Raw genomic sequence first — 17208 nt, 5'->3', positions numbered from 1 at the left:
CGGTATCCTAGGGCACCAATTCTGCTGATCCGACGGGGATGGACGGGCAGTTAGTGAAAATGGAAACGGTCGATACCGTGCGCGTCGTGACGCGCCGGCCAGTGTGGCGCAAAGCCTGGAACCTGCTGCAGTTCGCATTCACGCTGGCGTGGACAGCGGGCGGCATCGTGGTGGCCGTGGCGTTGCTGAAACTGACCGGAAGCCCGCGTGGCCCGTTGCGGATGGCGTCGAACATGTGGGCGCCGGGCTTGATGATCGGCGCCGGGGCCAAGCTGGACGTGCAGGGCGCGGAGCATGTCGATTGGACGCGAGCACACCTGATCGTCAGCAACCATCAGTCGGTGATCGACATCTGCTCGCTGTTCATCGCCGTGCCGGTACCGTTGCGTTTCCTGCTGAAACAGGAGATGACGCGCATGCCCTTCGTCGGCTGGTACGCGAAAGCGACCGGCATGTTGTTCATCGATCGCGACAATCCGCGCGCGGCGCCGGCGATGCTCAAAGCCGCAGCCGCGATGCTGTCGGAAGGCTGGCAGTTGTGCGTGTTCCCGGAAGGCACCCGTAGCCGCGATGGCGTGGTCGGCGAATTCAAGTCCGGTCCGTTCCAGGCGGCGATCCGCGCCGGCGTCGACGTGCTGCCGGTGTCGCTCGATGGCGCGCGACAAGTGTTGCCGAGCGACGGCTTCGCAGTGAACCCGGGTCCGATCAAGGTGCGCTTCGGCACCCCGATCACGACAACCGGCGAACACGCCATCCGTGATCGCAATGCGCTGGCGCAGGCCGCCCATGCGCAGGTGGATGCGTTGCTGGCGAACGGGGGACGCGTATGAAGTTCCGCATCGCCGGCGATCACCCTGCGTTGCCGGGGCATTTCCCCGGTCGGCCGATCGTGCCGGGCGTAGTGATCCTCGACCATGTGCAACAGGCGATCGAGCGCGACCATGGCGCATTCGCTGCGCCGATCAAACTGGCGCAGGTCAAGTTCCTGCAACCGCTGTTGCCGGAACAGGAGGCGGAAATCGTGCTCGAACCTTCCGCGCGAGGCTGGAAGTTCCGCGTCCAGCGCGGCGATACCCTGATCGCCAGCGGCGACATCGCACCGGCATGACACAGCCCCAGACCACCTGGACCGATCGCCCGGAAGGCGGCGGCATGTTCGCGCTGTGGTTGATCCGCACCATCGCGCGGCGTGCCGGCCGTCGTGTCGCGCGCCTGCTGCTGTTCCCGATCACGGTCTACTTCCTGTTCATGCGCGGACCGGAACGACGCGCCTCACGGAACTACCTGCAACGTGCGCTTGGCCGCAGGACCAGTTGGTGGGACGGTGCGCGCCACGTCCACACCTTCGCCTCGACCATCCTCGACCGCGTGTTCCTGCTCGGCGGCCCGATCGATCGTTTCGACGTGCGCGTGGACGGCCTCGACGCGCTGCACGCGGCGCTCGACCAAGGGCGTGGCGCACTGCTGTTCGGTTCGCACCATGGCAGTTTCGAGGTGTTGCGCGTGCTGGCGACGCGCACGCCCCAGTACACCATCAAGATCGTGCTGGACAAGAAGCAGAGCCCGGCGATGACGCAGCTGCTGGACGCGCTCAATCCCGCGCTCGCCGCCAACATCATCGACGCCTCGCAGGATGGTCCGTCGATCGTCATGGACATCCAGCGCGCGACGGCCGAAGGCGCGCTGGTGTCGCTGCTGGTGGATCGCGTGCGCCCCGGCGAGCCGTGGCTGCCGGCGCGGTTCCTCGGCGGCAGTGCGCGTTTCCCGACCTCGCCGTGGCTGATCGCCTCGGCCCTCAAGGTGCCGGTCGCGCTCGGCTTCGGCCTGTATCGCGGCGGCAACCACTACGACCTCGCTTTCGAGCTGTTCAGCGACGGCGTCGACATTCCGCGCCAGGCACGGGCGGAGGCGTTGTCCGCGCTCATCCAGCGTTACGCCGGCAGGCTGGAACATTACGTGCGCCAAGCCCCCTACAACTGGTTCAACTTCTATGACTTCTGGCATGACGATGACGGCCACACCTTCGATGACGCCGCGGTACAGCGCCGCACTGCTGCTCGCGCTGGGGACGCTGGCGATCACCCTGACAACGCCCGTGATCGCGCGTGAGCCGGGCACTGCAGCGACCATCGACAGCGGATGGATCCTGTCGAAACTGGGACACGCCGGCCCGACCCGCACCGCCTTCGTCGAAGTGCGCAGCTCGCCATTGCTGAAGTCGCCGTTGCGCGTGTCCGGCGAATATCGCCATCCCGACGCCGACACCCTAGTGCGCGAGGTGCGTTCTCCCTATCAGGAAACCACCACCATCCGCGACGGCAAGGCCAGCATCCAGCGCGGTGGTTCCACCCGCACCTTCGCGTTGTCGCGGGCGCCGCAACTGGCGACATTGCAGACCAGCTTCGGCGCGTTGTTGCGCGGCGACCAGCAGCAGTTGCAATCGGCGTTCGCGCTTGATACCAGCGGCGTGCGCGAGAAGTGGAAGATGGTGCTGACGCCGAAGGATACGGCGCTGGCGAAACAGATGCGTGACATCACCCTGTTCGGACGCGGCGCCGAACTGCGCTGCATCGAGACGCGCCTGAGCCAAGGCAACGAAGTGCAACGCACCCTGCTGGCATCGGCGGCATCGGCATCCGGCACTGCCACCAGCGATGACGCGCTGCAGGCGATCTGCCACGGCGACGCCGCGCGCTGACGCCCCCGCGCGCTAGGCTATGCGGTCGAAGCTGTGATGGAGCCGCGCATGTCGTCCAACCCGTTGTCCCTCCGCAAGCGCGTCACGCTGGCGATCGTCTGGCTCGGCGTGCTGGCGGTGATGGGCTGGCTGGTGGCGCGCAACCTGCATCCCAGCGGTGATCTGCGCGAGTTCATGCCCAAGGGCCAGACGCCGATGCAGAAGCTGGTGCTGGATGAAATGGGCGAAGGACCGGCGTCGCGGTTGTTGCTGGTGTCGATCACGGGTCGGCCGGACGCCGATCTCGCCGCGCTCAGCAAGGGGCTGGCGACTGCCCTCAAGCACGATTCGCGCTACACGCAGGTGGTGAACGGCTCGTTCGATGCCGGCGCGCTCGATTCGAAATTGCTGCCGTATCGCTATCTGCTGTCGCCGACGCTGGATACGCAGGCGTTCGATGCGCCGTTCCTTGCCGATCAATTGCAGCAGCGTCTCGCCGATCTCGGCTCGCCGGCGGCGGGCATGCTGGAAGACGTGCTGCCGCGCGATCCGACGCTGGAGATGCTCAAGCTCGCCGAGCGCTGGACACCGGCGGACATGCCGCCATTGCTCGATGGCGTGTGGGTATCGCCCACGGATGGCGCATTGCTGCTGGTGCAGACGCGCGCACCCGGATTCGATCCCACCGCGCAAGAGCAGGCGATCGCCGGCATCGAGGACGCGCTGCATGCGCTGCCCGGCGGCAAGGACGCCAAGCTCGCGTTGAGCGGGCCAGGCTATTTCAGCGTCGTCATCAGCGCAAAGACGCGCGCGCAGGCCGATGGCATCGGCTTCGTGTCATCGATCGGTTTCGTGTTGCTGCTGTTGCTGGCCTATCGCAGCGTCGGCTCGCTGTTGCTGGCCGGGTTGCCGGTGATCAGTGGTGCGCTGGCCGGCATCGTCGCGCTGATGCTGTGGTTCCCGCAGGTACATGGCATCACGCTGGCGTTCGGTTTCACCTTGCTCGGGGTGGCGCAGGAATATCCGATTCGCGTGTTGAGCCATCGACGCGCCGGCGAGAATGCGCTCGCCAGCGTGCGCATGCTGTGGCCGTTGCTGCTCACCGCGATTGCATCGGCGTGCATCGCCTATCTCGCGTTCTATGCGTCCGGTGTCGGCGGGTTGCAACAGTTGGCGGTGTTCACCATCACCGGCTTGCTGATGGCCGGTTTCAGCACGCGCTACCTGCTGCCATGGTTGTTGCCGGTGCGCGTGCGTGATGTCGCCGGCATGCCATGGTTGATCCGGGCGCGTCATTTCGCCGATTCGCTGCCGCGTCCACGCTGGTTGCCGTGGCTGGTCGCGGTGGTGGCGGTGGCGATGATCGCACTCGCGCCGGGGTCGTTCTGGCAGAACGATCTCGCGGCGCTGACGCCACTGCCGCATGATCTCCTGCAGCGCGACATGCGCCTGCGCTCGGCACTCGGCGCCGCCGATGCGCGCTACCTGCTGGTGTTGCGCGCGCCCGACAGCGAGGGCGTGCTGAAACTGTCGGAACAACTTGAACCGAAGATCGATGCACTGCGCGAGGCGCATGCGCTGGTCGGCGCCGAATTGCCTTCGCGCTACCTGCCGAGCATGGCGACCCAGCGCGCGCGCCAGCAGAAATTGCCCGATCGTGCGACGTTGCAAGCAGCGTTGACGCAGGCGCAACGCGACCTGCCGTTCAAGCCCGATGGTTTCGCGCCGTTCGTGGACGATGTCGAAACGGCGCGCGCCATGCCGCTGCTCGATCCGCATACATTCGCCGGCAATCCGCTGGGTGAACGCATCGGTGCGATGCTGCGCCAGCGTGATGGCCAGACCTACGGGCTGGTGACGCTCAGTGGCGTCAATGATCCCGCGGCATTGCAGAAGCTGGCGGCGGGCAGTGGCGGCGCGGTGCAACTGCTCGACCTGAAGGACTCCGCGGAAAGCCTGCTGGTCGGCTATCGCACGCGCATCCTGCAGGCGCTGCTGGCGGCGACGCTGCTGCTGGTCGCCACCATCACCTTTGCGCTGCGCAGCCCGCGTCGTGCCTGGCATGTACTGGCGCCGATGACGCTGGCGACCTTCCTGGTACTGGCGGTGGAGCGCATGTGTGGCATCGAGATCTCGCTGTTCCACCTGGTCGCGCTGATCCTCGCCGCCGGACTCGGTCTGCACTACGCATTGTTTTTTGAACGCGATACCGGCGATCCCGCCGAACAGCGTCGTACCCTGCACGCCACGATCGTCTGCGTGTTGTCGGCATTGCTGGTGTTCGGCATGCTGGCGGTGAGCACCATCCCGGTGTTGCGCGCGATCGGACTGACGGTCGCGCTGGGCGTGCTGTTCCACTTCTGTCTGTCGATCCTGATGGCACCACATGTCGCGCCGCGAGCCGCGGCAGGCGAGGGTGGAACGAACGCATGAGCATGCAACGCGAATCCGTTGCGATCGAATTGTTGATTCCGCACCAGGGCGCGATGTGCCTGTGGCAGCGCGTGCTCGATCACGATGACCACAACGTGCGCGTCGCGACCGATGGCCATCGCGCCGGCGATCATCCGTTGCGTTCCGACGATATGCTCAGGGCGATCCACCTATGCGAATACGGCGCGCAGGCGATGGCGGTGCATGGCGGCCTGCTCGGGCGCGCACGTGGCGGCGCGGTGAAGGCCGGGATGCTGGTTGCGTTGCGTGGCGTGCAACTGCATGTCGCGCGCATCGACGATCTCGATGGTGAACTGGTCGGCGAGGCGAAGTTGCTGATGGACAGCGATAGCAGCCAGCAGTACGGATTCCGTATCCTTCATGCGGGTGAAGTCATCGCCGAGGGACGTGCCGCGGTGATGCTGGGAGCGACGAATGAAGAATGAAACGATGAAGCGCGCGCTGGTGACCGGCGGCAGTGGCGATATCGGTGGCGCGATCTGCCGCGCGTTGGCGGCGCAGGGACTGCATGTGATCGTGCATGCCAACAGCTCGGTGGCGAAAGCGCTGGCCTTGGTGGATGGAATCATCGCGGCCGGTGGCAGCGCGGAAGCGACCGCCTTCGACATCACCGATGCCGATGCCGCGCGTGTCGCCATCGAAGCCTTGCTTGCGGATGGCACGATCCAGATCATCGTCAACAACGCCGGCATCCACGATGACGCCCCGATGGCCGGCATGTCGCAGGCGCAGTGGTCGCGCGTGGTCGATGTCTCGCTCAACGGATTCTTCAACGTCACCCAACCGTTGTTGCTGCCGATGGCGCGCACGCGCTGGGGCCGCGTCGTCTGCATTTCCTCGGTTGCCGGCGTGCTCGGCAACCGTGGGCAAACCAACTACGCCGCGGCAAAAGCCGGCCTGCATGGCGCGGTGAAATCGCTGGCGCGGGAGATGGCGAGTCGCGGCATCACCGCCAATGCCGTCGCGCCGGGAGTGATCGCCGGGCGCATGACTGACGAATTGTTTCCAGCCGATCAACTCAAGCCGATGGTGCCGGCCGGACGCGCCGGATCACCCGAAGACGTCGCCGCGCTGGTCGCGTTCCTGTGCAGTGATGCCGCCGGTTACATCAATGGCCAGGTGATTGGCGTCAATGGCGGGATGGGCTGACGAAGTCCGCATCACTCCACCCATGGCGCCTGCAGCAATGGTTCGCCGGGCATGACATCCGCCAGCATCGCGGTCAATCCGAAGTCTTCGATCTGCGGATGATCGCGCCGCGCCTCGCCGAGCAGTTGCGCGGCGAGGCGATCCATCAGCACGACATTCGCGGCGATGCGCGCATGGAAGCTGACATCGTCCTGCGGCGGGTCGGTCAATGCGCGATTGAGTTCATGGAACCACGGGATCAGGTACTGATCGAGCACGCGGCCGTCTTGCGGCGGTGACGCCGCGCCGTTGCGCTCGCCCCATTCGCGCAACAAGGCCTGCACGGCGATGTTGAGTCGCGTCGCGCGCTCGAACACCGGCCGCAGCCGACCGAGCATGGCGACATCGGTCATGCGGCTGCCCGTGAACAGCGGCGCCAGCACCGACCAGTAATAGGTGTAGTCCCAGATCACCTTGAGCGGCATCACCCGGGCATCGCCGAACAGCGCGTACTGGTCGCGATACAGCGTCATGGTGTTGTCGAAGAAGGAGTCGATCAACTGCTGGTAGATCGCGGCGTACGGCGCGAATGGCGTGCCGGCGCGATCGCGCTGGATCAGGTCGCAGATATAGGTGTTGCCGATGGCGATGAAGTCGCTGCCGGGCGAATAGAACGGATCGAGGAACAATCCGGCTTCGCCGGTGATCGCCCAGCGATCGCCCGAGAACACCTGCCTGCAGCCGTGGGAGAAATGGCGCAGGAAGCGGAAGTCCTGCACGGCGTGGCGCGGATCGTCGAGCAGTGTCGCCAGCGCCGGCTGGTGTTCGCGCAACCAATCCGTCGCCAGCGCGTGGGTTTTCATCTGCTCCAGCGGATGCAACGCGCCGTCGGCGACGATGCCGATGGAGTGCGCGCCGGAAGCGAGCGGGATCATCCACGCCCAATAGCCGCGTCCGCACAGATGGTTGGTGGAACGCCAGCGATGGGGCGGCGTGCAGCGCGACAGCCAGTCGCCATCGTTCGACCATTGGTTGGGGTCGACGATGCCATCGACGCGCCACCAAGCAGCGTTGACGTCATGCGGGTTGTCTGCGACAAGATCGAACTTGCGCTTGAGCAGGCTGGCGCGCCCCGAGGCGTCGACCAGCCAGCGCGCTTCCAGCTGCACGAGATCGCCTTCGTGTTCGAAATCGACGACGTGCAGGTTGCCATCGCCGCCGGGGACGACATGCTTCACCGTGGCATCGTCGAGGAACACCACGCCGAGTTCGCGCGCACGCTCGCCGAGGAAATTCTCGAAGCGGCCGCGATCGAGTTGCCACGACACCATCGGCAACAGCTTGCTGACACCGAGTTCCGTGCAGCGATCGATCGCTTCCACGCCATCGGAAAAGAAGAAGCGGAAGCCGAACTTGCGGATCTGTTCGCCTTCGAGGTGTTCGCGCAGGCCGAGGACATGGCCGAAATAATGGGCGGCGATTTCCACCGTCGATTCGCCGACCTTGAACGCCGCTTCGCGCACGGGGTGGCGTTGCCGTTCGATCACCGTGACATGCAGCGCCGGATCCATGCGCTTGAGCTGGATCGACAACGAAAGCCCGGCCAAGCCGCCACCGAGGATGACGACGTCGACCTTGGTGTTCATGCGTCGGCGTCGATCACCGGGGGCCGGGCGCGCGTCCGCGCATATTCGCGCAGCATGTCGCCACGCCCGACGATCTGCTTCACCACGTGCGAGGTGATGTTGTAGAGATCGCGGAACAGGCGGAAATGACTCTTGCGGAATTCCTGCTCGGCGCTGGCATAACGCGCCTCCACCGGCACCGCGACCACGCCGGCGCCGGCCTCGCGCGATGCCGACATCAGCATTTGCGCTTCGAACACGAAACCTTCGCCGGGCACGTCGGGCAAAGTGAACACCGCGCGCGGATACAGGCGCTGGCCGCTCTGGGTATCGACTACGCGATAGCCGCACCCCCAGCTGATGCCCCAGTCGCCGAAGTCGTTGCCGAGGCGGCGATACCACGGTTGCGAGGCACGCTTCTTCATGCGCGCACCGATCACCAGCGCGCCGGGATGACGGTTGGCGGCGGCGATCATCCGCGGCAGGTCGGACGCCTTGTGCTGGCCGTCGCCGTCCATCGTCGCCACCGCCAGCACGCCCATCCGCGTCGCTTCGGCGAAGCCGTCGCGCAACGACTGGCCCTTGCCCATGCGCTGTTCGTGGCGGAGCAGGGTGACCGCGAGATCGCGCACGCAATCGGAGGTGCCGTCATCGGAGCCGTCGTCGACCACGATCACGTGGTCGATGTGTTGCAACGCTTCGCTCACCACTTCGCGGATGCGCAGGCGTTCGTTCAACGCGGGGATCACCACCGCGACATTGTGGCGATCAAGCATCGTCATCTCATCCATGGCGTATCTCCAGGCACAACGCGCGCCCGGCACCGGCATCCAGCAGTACATCGCCATCGTTGCCGGTGGCGAGCAGGTCGAACAATGGCAGCATCGGCGTCATCCGGTTGCCCGCAGCGTAGCGCGCAAGCGGGCCGTCGTTGGCATCGCCTTCGCCATCCACCAGCGTGACGGACAGTTGCGGACCGGGATTGCCGCCGGCCGACAGCACCAGCCCACCGCCGAGCAATCCGGTTCCGGTCGAGACCGACGCCAGTGGCCCGGTCGCGCCGGTGTCGTAGGCGGCCAGCAGTATTGCCTGCCCTGGAGCCGCCGATTCGCCGCAGGCGATGTTGACCAGTGCTTCCAGCAGGCCTTGCGCGAAGGTGTGGGAAAACGCGCTGAGCGCGGTCGACGGCGCCATGCAACCCTGGCCGATGGTCCAGTAACCGGCGGCAGCGTTGTGCACGGAGTTGTGAAATTTCGTCGGCGACAGCGCATCCGGGGCATCGCGCAATGTCGCACAGATGGTGTCGGTAATCGGCAGATCGCCGTCGGTGCTGACGAAAATCGATGGCAGCGTCCGCGGATCGCGTCCGGCATCGCTGCACGCCGCTTGCGCGACTTCCAGCGCCACCGCAACCGATTCCGGCGCGCGCCGGCGTTCGTTGGCGGGCAGCAATCGTGGCGATGGCTTCGATGGCGCATCGGCGGGCAATTCGCCGGTGGCGACGAATCGTTGCGCGGCGGCCCAGTCGGGAATCCCGCGCGTCCAGAAACCGATGCCTTCGATGGTGGCGGTGAGCGGACTCATGCGCGACCGAACACCAGCGAACAGTTGTTGCCGCCGAAGCCGAAGGAATTGTTCATGGCGTGGCGGATCGGGCGCGATTCGGTGGCGAAGCGGATCTGGGGGCCGCAGGCGGGATCGGGTGTGGTGCTGCCGAGCGTCGCCGGCAGGATGCCGTCTTGAAGCGCGATCAACGCGAACACCGATTCGACGATGCCGGCCGCGCCCAGCGTGTGCCCGGTGAATCCTTTCGTGCTCGCGGCATGCAACGACTCCGGGAACAGCGCCGACACCGCGAGCGCTTCGACGCGATCATTCGCCGGTGTCGCGGTGCCGTGCAGGTTGAGATGATCGATGGCGGCGGCAGCGAGTCCGGCGCGCGCCAGTGCATCGTGCATTGCCAGTTGCGCACCCAGCCCTTCGGGATGTGGCGTCGACATATGGTGGGCATCGCTGGATTCGCCGTAGCCGAGCAGGCGCAATCCGCCGCTTTCATCATCACCAACACGTTCCAGCACCGCGAAGCCGCCGGCCTCGCCCAGCGAGATGCCATCGCGATCCTGCGCGAACGGACGGCACGGCCGCGCCGACACCAGCCCCAGCGAGTTGAAGCCGAACAGCACACTGCCGCACAAGGTATCGACGCCGCCGACCAGCGCCGCATCGACCATCCCGGACTGAATCAGGCGCGCCGCCTGCGCGAATACCTTGGCGCTGGACGAACACGCCGTCGCCACGGTGACGCAGGGGCCGCGCAAGCCGGTGGCGTGCTGGAGGAAATCGCCGAGCGAATGCGGGGTATGGATGATTGGGCGGGCGAGGTCGGGCGGAAAGGCGCCATCGACCAATCGTTCGTAGGCTTCCTCGCTGGCGCCGATGCTCGACGTCGAAGTGCCAACCACCAGCGCCACCCGTTCGGCGCCGTATTTGTCGGTCATCGCGCGCAACGCTTCCGGCACGCCGTCCTGCTGCAGGCTAATCCAGGCAAGGCGGTTGTTGCGGCAGTCCCAGCCGGCCAACGAATCGGGCAGGGTTTCGTCCTCCAGGCCATCGACGCGTCCGATCCAGCAAGCCAGTGGCGCGTGGCTGAAGTCGTTCTGGCGCAGACCGCTGCGTCCTTCGCGGAGGGCATCGGCCTGGGCCCGGCGACCGCGTCCCAGCGCAGTGGTGGCGGTATGGGCACGGATCGCCACCGGGGACATGCGTTGGACAGAACGGGCTGGGGTCACGAAGCGGCTGGATGGGAATGGTCGGAAATTATAGACCGGCACCCCATGAAACCGTCTTGAACCGCTCATGTTGCGGTGCGGATCGACTGGCGTCACGGTTTTGTTCATCGCCGGCTCGGCAGAGGCAATGCGGCGGTAAGATCCTGTCAGCCTCCGGGGGGAGGCGAGCGACCATCTTTTTGGGGGAAACACTCATGAAGTTGAAGATTGCCCTGTTGGCAGGCTTGGTCGTGACCCAAGAACAACATTCAACGGACAAATACAGGAGTCCAACATGCGTCAAAAGCTGACCGCTGTCATCGTGTTTTTCTGCGCATCGCAACTGTGCAATGCCCAGGCCGCCGCCCCTGAACAACAGTCTCCCAAGAGCGGGATCTGTCTTTTCACGGGCACGCCTCCGGCTGAATTCACCTACACCACCGTGAAAGAACTCGATTACGGAAAGGGCAGCTATGGAAGCGTCAATGACATTCTTCCAGAGCTCGTGAAGGATGCCAAGGCAGCCGGTGCCGACGCCGTCATCCACTATAACGGCGCCCAACATTTTGGGTTCTGGCCGTGGCGACTTGTGAGGCCTGTCGCGACGGGGACCGCGATCAAATGGTCGCCAGCCCGCGATGTCGACTGCGCAAGCGCGGGCGGTCATTACACGACTGGCACGCTGGAAGAAGCACCGCCACCCCCGTCGGCGAAGTGACCGAAAGCGGGCTCCGGCCCGCTTTTTTTGTGGGGGACCCGGCGGTATAGGTCGTAAGTCATGTGTCGGCGCGGCGCGGCGACGAGTAGCATCGAGCGGTTACCTTCGCTTCCCGGAATCCCGATGCGTGCCAACTCCCGCCTGGCCTTGCTGGCCTTTTGCCTGGTCGCCCCGATGACCCAAGCGCAAGTGCCTTCTGCACAGCCGCCCGTGCAGCTCACCGCTGCCGATTACGACCGTGCCGTGAAAACCCTCGGCGATCGCACCGGCCCGCTGGTGGATGGCATGGTCGGTGTCATTGGCTGGCTCGATGATGGCAGCGTGGTGTACCGCGAATCGGCGGGCGGCAAGACGCGCTTCCTGCGGCTGGACCCGGCCACCGGCAAATCCGCGGCGGCCTTCAATGCGCAAGCGCTGGCCGATGCGATGAATCAGGCGCGCGCCGGCAAGGGTGCACCGGTGAAGGTCGACATGCTGCCGGTCTCGGGTATCAAGCGTGATGGTGCGGCCTTGGTAATTGACGTGCGTGGCGGCAGTTATCGTTGCGATGACAAGGGCTGCGCGCCGGTGGCTGCGGCGAAGTCCGGAAGCGAACCCGGCAACGTCTCGCCCGATGGCAAGCGCGAAGCCTTCATCCGCGACTGGAACCTTTGGTCGCGCGATGTCGCCAGCGGCAAGGAAACCCAGCTCACGTTCGACGGCAAGCCCGATTACGGTTATGCCACCGACAACGCCGGCTGGAAGCACACCGATGATGCCGTGCTGGTGTGGTCGGCGGATTCGAAGAAGATCGCCACCTTCCAGCAGGACCAGCGCAAGACCCGCACGATGACGCTGGTCGATACCAACGTCGGCGCACCCAAGGCCCAGCAGTGGAAATATCCATTCGCCGGCGACAAGGACGTGACGATGATCGAGCGCGTCGTCATCGATCTCGCTGGCGCGACACCGAAGACGGTCCGCCTGCAGATGCCGCCGGACCAGCATCGTTCCACATGCGCCGATGACGTCGTCTGCGATGGTGGTTGGGAAGACGTGCAGTGGGCGAAGGACGGCAAGACGCTGGCCTTCATCAGCACCGATCGCGGCCACAAGTCCGCCACATTGCGCGTGGCCGATGCCGCCACCGGCAAGGTGCGCGATGTCTACACGGAAACCGTGGCGACGCAGTACCAGAGCGCGCCGGCACTGGCGTCGGTCAACTGGCGTTACCTGCCGGAAAGCAACGAGTTCATCTGGTTCAGCCAGAAATCGAACTGGGGCCATCTCTACCTGCATGATCTCGCCACCGGCAAGCTCAAGCGCCAGATCACCAGTGGTGACTGGAATGTCACCCAGATCGCCAATATCGATCCGGCCTCGCGCACCCTCTGGTTGCGCGGCGTCGGTCGCGAAGCCGGACGCGATCCGTATTTCGTGAGCTACTACAAGGTCGGCATGGATGGCGGTGACGTGACCCTGCTCACGCCGGAAAACGCCAATCACACGATCACGCCATCCGCCGACGACAAGTATTTCGTCGATGTGTATTCGACCATTTCCACAGCGCCGGTCGCCGTGCTGCGCGATGGCAACGGCAGGCAGGTGAGCGAACTTGCGCGCGCCGATCTTGCCCGCCTCAAGGCGGCGGGCTGGGTAGCGCCGGAATCGTTCACGGTCAAGGCCCGTGATGGCAAGACCGATCTGTACGGCCAGATGTTCAAGCCGTCGAATTTCGATCCGAACAAGAAGTACCCGATCGTCACTTACATCTATCCGGGCCCACAAGTTGGTTCGATCCGTTCGCGTAGCTTCTCGCCCGCGCAGGGCGACAACCAGGCGCTGGCCGAACTCGGCTTCATCGTCATCGCGATCGACGGCATGGGCACGCCGCTGCGCAGCAAGGCCTTCCAGGATGCCTACTACGGCAACATGGCCGACAACACGTTGCCCGACCAGGTCGGTGCGTTGAAGCAGCTCGCGGCGAAGTATCCGTGGATCGATGCCACCCGCGCCGGCATCTGGGGCCATTCCGGCGGCGGCAACGCCACCGCGGGTGCGATGTTCCACTATCCGGACGTGTACAAGGCCGGTTGGGCCGAAAGCGGCAACCACGACAACCTGACCTATGAAGACGACTGGGCCGAGCGTTACCACGGTCTGCTGGAAAAGAAGGCCGACGGCACCACCAATTACACCGGGCAGGACAACGCGGCGTTCGCGAAGAACCTGAAGGGCCGGCTGATGCTGGTCCACGGGTTGATGGATGACAACGTGCCGCCGCAGTCGACGTTGCAGGTGGTCGATGCGTTGATGAAGGCGAACAAGGATTTCGATCTGTTGTTGCTGCCGCACGCACGCCATGGCTATGGTGCAGACAGCTACTACGTGATGCGTCGTCGTTGGGACTTCTTCGTGAAGAATCTGCTGGGCGCAGAGCCGCCGAAGGATTACCTTGTCGCGCCGGTGAAGTGATTTCTCGCACGCGCTGGCTGGCGTGGCCGGTCAGACCCACTGCGCGGGACGCCGTGAATCCATCCATGGAGGCTCGACTCGGCATCCATGCCTCGTATGCCCGCGCATTGGGCAGACCGCCACTGGCCGCGCGCGTGTTGTGGCGACTGGCGAAAGAGCCACAGCACGTGCACGCTGGTGCTTTATCGAAACAACGAAACACTCCAACGCCCGGCAGTGCCTGCGCGGTGTGTCCCTATGGCCGCCCATTCCGCCACATGGATGCGGCGGCTGAGCCTACATGGACGTATTCACGGCCGCGGTCATAGGGACACCCAAGCGGGCGCGCGCCGGGCGCGAGAACGCTGATCCTCCAAGTCGTTCGGGATGACGTCGGCGCCAGCCAGCGCGTGCGATGCTCTTCAGCGAGCCTAGAAATAGCTGCACAGCGCACGTGCAGGGCCGGGCGCCTGAGTCATCAGCGCTTCCCGAACAACACCTTCTTCTCTTCGTCGCTCATCGGCTTGCCGGCATCCGGATTCACCTGCGTCGTCAGCGCATAAGCACGCTGCGTCGCCGGACGCGCCGCGATCGCCGCATGCCAACGCAACAAGTCCGGGAACGGTGACAGATCAAGCGGCGCCTTCGTGTACGGATTGACCCACGGATAGCAGGCCATGTCGGCGATCGTGTACTCGTCGCCGGTGATGAAGGCACGCCCTCGCAACTGCTTGTCGAGTACCCCAAGCAAGCGCAACACCTCGTTGCGATAGCGATCGCGCGCGTAATCGATCGCTTCCGGCGCGTAGACGTGGAAGTGCCCGTATTGCCCGGTCATCGGCCCGAGTCCGGCCATCTGCCACATCAACCATTCATTGACGTGAACCTTGCCGCGGACGTCGTCGGCGAAGAAACGGCCGGTCTTGTTGGCGAGATAGACCAGGATCGCGCCCGATTCGAACACGCTGATCGGTGCACCGCCATCGGCCGGAGCGTGATCGACGATAGCGGGCATCTTGTTGTTGGGCGAGATGCGCAGGTATTCGGGTTCGAATTGCGCGCCCTTGCCGATATCGACCGGAATGATGCGGAAATCAAGGCCGGCTTCCTCGAGGAACAAGGTGATTTTGTGGCCGTTGGGCGTGGGCCAGTAGTGGAGATCGATCATGGGGCGCTCCTTGGTGGACGCTCAATGATCGCCGACAACGATTAAACTGCGGTGATGGATGTTTCCCATTTGCTCGACGGGCTGAACCCGGCCCAGCGCGAGGCCGTCACCGCGCCGCCTGGACATTATCTGGTGCTGGCTGGCGCCGGTTCCGGCAAGACCCGCGTACTCACCCATCGCATCGCCTGGCTGAACGAAGTGCACGGCGTGCCCGCGCACGGCATTTTCGCGGTCACCTTCACCAACAAGGCCGCCGGCGAAATGCGCCAGCGCACCGAGGCGCAATTGCGCAACGGCGGGCGCGGCATGTGGATCGGCACTTTCCACGGACTCGCGCACCGCTTGTTGCGCCTGCATTGGCAGGACGCGAAATTGCCCGAAGGCTTCCAGATCCTCGACAGCGACGACCAGTTGCGACTGGTGAAGCGCGTGGCGCAGCAACTCGAATTCGACGAAGCGCGCTTTCCGCCCAAGCAGATCGCGTGGTGGATCAACGCGCAGAAGGACGAAGGACGACGACCGCAGCACATCCAGCCCGATCGCGACGAATGGTCGCAGGTGATGCAGAAGTGCTACGCGCTCTACCAGGAGCGTTGTGACAACGCCGGACTGGTCGATTTCGCCGAGATCCTGCTGCGTGCGCATGAGTTGCTGCGCGACAACCCGGCGCTGCTCGCGCACTACCGCCAGCGTTTCAGCGAATTGCTGATCGACGAATTCCAGGACACCAACGCCATCCAGTACGGCTTCGTGCGCCTGCTGGCGGGCGAGACTGGTCATGTCTTCGTGGTCGGTGACGATGATCAGGCGATCTACGGCTGGCGTGGTGCCAAAGTGGAAAACGTCCAGCGTTTTCTCCAGGATTTTGCCGGCGCGCAGACCATTCGCCTCGAACAGAACTATCGTTCGACCGCCAACATCCTCAGTGCCGCCAACGCGGTGATCGAACACAACCCGGAGCGCCTCGGCAAGGAATTGTGGACCGACAGTGGCGAGGGCGAGTTGATCGATCTCTACGCCGCCTACAACGAGATCGACGAAGCGCGCTACGTGATCGAACGCATTCGCGGCTGGGTGCGCGAGGGCGGCAGCTACGGCGACTGCGCGATCCTCTATCGCAGCAACGCGCAGTCGCGGGCCTTCGAAGAAGCCTTGCTGGCGGAGCAGTTGCCGTATCGCGTCTATGGCGGCATGCGCTTCTTCGAGCGCGCCGAAATCAAGGACAGCCTGGCCTATCTGCGCCTGATCACCTCGCGTGCCGACGACGCGGCCTTCGAACGTGCGGTCAACACGCCGACGCGCGGCATCGGCGAGCGCACGCTGGATGAAGTGCGGCGATTCGCGCGCGGTGCCGGCATGACGTTGTGGGATGCGTCACGCGAAATCGTCAACGCCGGCGATCTCGCGGCGCGGGCGCGCAACGCGCTGGCGGCGTTCCTGCAATTGATCGACCTGTTGCAGGACGAAACCGCGGAATTGCCGCTGCAGGACAAGATCGACCACATGCTGGCGCGCAGTGGCTTGCGCGCGTATTACGAGAAGGAATCGCGTGGCAGCCTCGATTCGCGCACCGATAACCTCGACGAGCTGGTGAGCGTGGCTTCGCGTTTCGTGCGTGGTGACGACGAGGAAACCGCGCAACTCAGCGAACTGGTCGCGTTCCTCGCCTATGCCGCACTGGAAGCGGGCGAGGGGCAGGCGCAGGCCGGCGACGACGGCGTGCAGTTGATGACCTTGCACAGTGCCAAGGGCCTGGAATTCCCGCTGGTGTTCCTCGCCGGCATGGAAGAGGGCTTGTTCCCGAACGCGCGCTCCTCGGAGGAAAGCGGGCGACTGGAGGAGGAGCGCCGTCTCGCCTATGTCGGCATCACCCGCGCGCGCCAGAAACTGGTGCTCAGTTACGCCGAGGCGCGCCGCCTGCATGGCCAGGACATGTACGGCATTCCATCGCGCTTCCTGCGCGAGATTCCCTCGGCGCTGGTCAATGAAGTGCGACCGAAGGTGAAGGTGTCGCGCGCATTCACGCCGACGCCGCGCCGCGATTTCGGCCATGCTCCGATCCCGACCGCGGGAATCGCACTCGGCGCGCAAGTACGTCATCCGACATTCGGCTGCGGCACCGTCACCGATATCGAAGGCGGGGGCGCGCATGCGCGCGTGCAGGTCAATTTCGATGATGCGGGATCGAAGTGGCTGGTGCTGGCGTTCGCGCATCTGTCGCCGGCGTAGAATTTCCG

At 64.9% G+C, this 17208-nt stretch carries 15 protein-coding genes; 10 read left to right on the top strand and 5 right to left on the bottom strand.

The features are described 5' to 3' along the window. Positions 1–59 precede the first annotated feature (59 nt). Genes Lysil_RS01110 through fabG form a run of 7 tightly spaced genes read left to right on the top strand, consistent with a single transcriptional unit; the run spans position 60 to position 6280 of the window. The gene (locus Lysil_RS01110; protein WP_103073749.1) at positions 60–830 is read left to right on the top strand and encodes a lysophospholipid acyltransferase family protein; all 771 of its coding nucleotides are present in this window, start codon (positions 60–62) and stop codon (positions 828–830) included. Continuing rightward, positions 827–1108, top strand: a complete 282-nt coding sequence (locus Lysil_RS01105; protein WP_103073748.1) for an ApeI family dehydratase — start codon at positions 827–829, stop codon at positions 1106–1108. The genes Lysil_RS01110 and Lysil_RS01105 overlap by 4 nt, the downstream gene beginning before the upstream one ends. Further along, a complete protein-coding gene (locus Lysil_RS01100) occupies positions 1105–2109 on the top strand; it encodes a lysophospholipid acyltransferase family protein (protein WP_103073747.1) in 1005 nt (334 codons plus the stop codon). Before Lysil_RS01105 ends, Lysil_RS01100 begins: the two co-directional genes overlap by 4 nt. Then, the gene (locus Lysil_RS01095; RefSeq protein WP_240600001.1) at positions 2027–2698 is read left to right on the top strand and encodes a LolA-related protein; all 672 of its coding nucleotides are present in this window, start codon (positions 2027–2029) and stop codon (positions 2696–2698) included. The genes Lysil_RS01100 and Lysil_RS01095 overlap by 83 nt, the downstream gene beginning before the upstream one ends. A gap of 48 nt (positions 2699–2746) precedes the next feature. After that, positions 2747–5110: an MMPL family transporter gene (locus Lysil_RS01090; RefSeq protein WP_103074901.1), complete on the top strand. Its 2364-nt coding sequence runs from the start codon at positions 2747–2749 to the stop codon at positions 5108–5110. Continuing rightward, positions 5107–5556 carry a hotdog family protein gene (locus Lysil_RS01085; protein WP_425477099.1) on the top strand — a complete coding sequence of 150 codons (450 nt, stop codon included), beginning with the start codon at positions 5107–5109 and terminating at the stop codon, positions 5554–5556. The genes Lysil_RS01090 and Lysil_RS01085 overlap by 4 nt, the downstream gene beginning before the upstream one ends. Next, positions 5546–6280 carry a 3-oxoacyl-ACP reductase FabG gene (gene fabG / locus Lysil_RS01080; protein ID WP_103073745.1) on the top strand — a complete coding sequence of 245 codons (735 nt, stop codon included), beginning with the start codon at positions 5546–5548 and terminating at the stop codon, positions 6278–6280. Before Lysil_RS01085 ends, fabG begins: the two co-directional genes overlap by 11 nt. Before the next feature lie 11 nt (positions 6281–6291). Here the strand turns inward: fabG and Lysil_RS01075 are convergent, their stop codons facing one another. The 4 genes from Lysil_RS01075 to Lysil_RS01060 are packed head-to-tail and all read right to left on the bottom strand — an operon-like array spanning position 6292 to position 10646. After that, positions 6292–7905, bottom strand: coding sequence for an NAD(P)/FAD-dependent oxidoreductase (locus tag Lysil_RS01075; RefSeq protein ID WP_103073744.1), 1614 nt, complete (start codon positions 7903–7905; stop codon positions 6292–6294). Next, entirely contained in the window at positions 7902–8666 is a 765-nt protein-coding gene (locus Lysil_RS01070) for a glycosyltransferase family 2 protein (protein ID WP_103073743.1), read from the bottom strand. The genes Lysil_RS01075 and Lysil_RS01070 overlap by 4 nt, the downstream gene beginning before the upstream one ends. 1 nt (position 8667) lies before the next feature. Further along, a complete protein-coding gene (locus Lysil_RS01065; protein WP_103073742.1) occupies positions 8668–9468 on the bottom strand; it encodes a beta-ketoacyl synthase chain length factor in 801 nt (266 codons plus the stop codon). Further along, entirely contained in the window at positions 9465–10646 is a 1182-nt protein-coding gene (locus tag Lysil_RS01060; protein WP_103073741.1) for a beta-ketoacyl-[acyl-carrier-protein] synthase family protein, read from the bottom strand. Before Lysil_RS01060 ends, Lysil_RS01065 begins: the two co-directional genes overlap by 4 nt. 301 nt (positions 10647–10947) lie before the next feature. Between Lysil_RS01060 and Lysil_RS01055 the strand changes: the two genes are divergently transcribed. Then, positions 10948–11370, top strand: coding sequence for a hypothetical protein (locus Lysil_RS01055; protein WP_103073740.1), 423 nt, complete (start codon positions 10948–10950; stop codon positions 11368–11370). Between the two features lie 123 nt (positions 11371–11493). Beyond that, positions 11494–13824 carry a S9 family peptidase gene (locus tag Lysil_RS01050; RefSeq protein WP_103073739.1) on the top strand — a complete coding sequence of 777 codons (2331 nt, stop codon included), beginning with the start codon at positions 11494–11496 and terminating at the stop codon, positions 13822–13824. A gap of 457 nt (positions 13825–14281) precedes the next feature. On the opposite strand, the gene Lysil_RS01045 is transcribed toward Lysil_RS01050, so the two are convergent. Continuing rightward, a complete protein-coding gene (locus Lysil_RS01045; protein ID WP_103073738.1) occupies positions 14282–14971 on the bottom strand; it encodes a glutathione binding-like protein in 690 nt (229 codons plus the stop codon). A gap of 54 nt (positions 14972–15025) precedes the next feature. On the opposite strand from Lysil_RS01045, the gene uvrD reads away from it, so the two are divergent. After that, positions 15026–17200, top strand: coding sequence for a DNA helicase II (gene uvrD, locus Lysil_RS01040; RefSeq protein ID WP_103073737.1), 2175 nt, complete (start codon positions 15026–15028; stop codon positions 17198–17200). Positions 17201–17208 lie beyond the last annotated feature (8 nt).

Source organism: Solilutibacter silvestris, from assembly GCF_002895945.1.
GTDB lineage: Bacteria > Pseudomonadota > Gammaproteobacteria > Xanthomonadales > Xanthomonadaceae > Solilutibacter > Solilutibacter silvestris.
Note: the sequence above shows the minus strand (reverse complement) of the source record. Positions and strands in the feature narration are given on the sequence as shown.

Bases quoted from the DNA above. Each gene is read 5' to 3' on its own strand.
- Lysil_RS01110 (WP_103073749.1), top strand. From the start codon at position 60: ATGGAAACGGTCGATACCGTGCGCGTCGTGACGCGCCGGCCAGTGTGG.
- Lysil_RS01105 (WP_103073748.1), top strand. From the start codon at position 827: ATGAAGTTCCGCATCGCCGGCGATCACCCTGCGTTGCCGGGGCATTTC.
- Lysil_RS01100 (WP_103073747.1), top strand. From the start codon at position 1,105: ATGACACAGCCCCAGACCACCTGGACCGATCGCCCGGAAGGCGGCGGC.
- Lysil_RS01095 (WP_240600001.1), top strand. From the start codon at position 2,027: ATGACGCCGCGGTACAGCGCCGCACTGCTGCTCGCGCTGGGGACGCTG.
- Lysil_RS01090 (WP_103074901.1), top strand. From the start codon at position 2,747: ATGTCGTCCAACCCGTTGTCCCTCCGCAAGCGCGTCACGCTGGCGATC.
- Lysil_RS01085 (WP_425477099.1), top strand. From the start codon at position 5,107: ATGAGCATGCAACGCGAATCCGTTGCGATCGAATTGTTGATTCCGCAC.
- fabG (WP_103073745.1), top strand. From the start codon at position 5,546: ATGAAGAATGAAACGATGAAGCGCGCGCTGGTGACCGGCGGCAGTGGC.
- Lysil_RS01075 (WP_103073744.1), bottom strand. From the start codon at position 7,905: ATGAACACCAAGGTCGACGTCGTCATCCTCGGTGGCGGCTTGGCCGGG.
- Lysil_RS01070 (WP_103073743.1), bottom strand. From the start codon at position 8,666: ATGACGATGCTTGATCGCCACAATGTCGCGGTGGTGATCCCCGCGTTG.
- Lysil_RS01065 (WP_103073742.1), bottom strand. From the start codon at position 9,468: ATGAGTCCGCTCACCGCCACCATCGAAGGCATCGGTTTCTGGACGCGC.
- Lysil_RS01060 (WP_103073741.1), bottom strand. From the start codon at position 10,646: ATGTCCCCGGTGGCGATCCGTGCCCATACCGCCACCACTGCGCTGGGA.
- Lysil_RS01055 (WP_103073740.1), top strand. From the start codon at position 10,948: ATGCGTCAAAAGCTGACCGCTGTCATCGTGTTTTTCTGCGCATCGCAA.
- Lysil_RS01050 (WP_103073739.1), top strand. From the start codon at position 11,494: ATGCGTGCCAACTCCCGCCTGGCCTTGCTGGCCTTTTGCCTGGTCGCC.
- Lysil_RS01045 (WP_103073738.1), bottom strand. From the start codon at position 14,971: ATGATCGATCTCCACTACTGGCCCACGCCCAACGGCCACAAAATCACC.
- uvrD (WP_103073737.1), top strand. From the start codon at position 15,026: ATGGATGTTTCCCATTTGCTCGACGGGCTGAACCCGGCCCAGCGCGAG.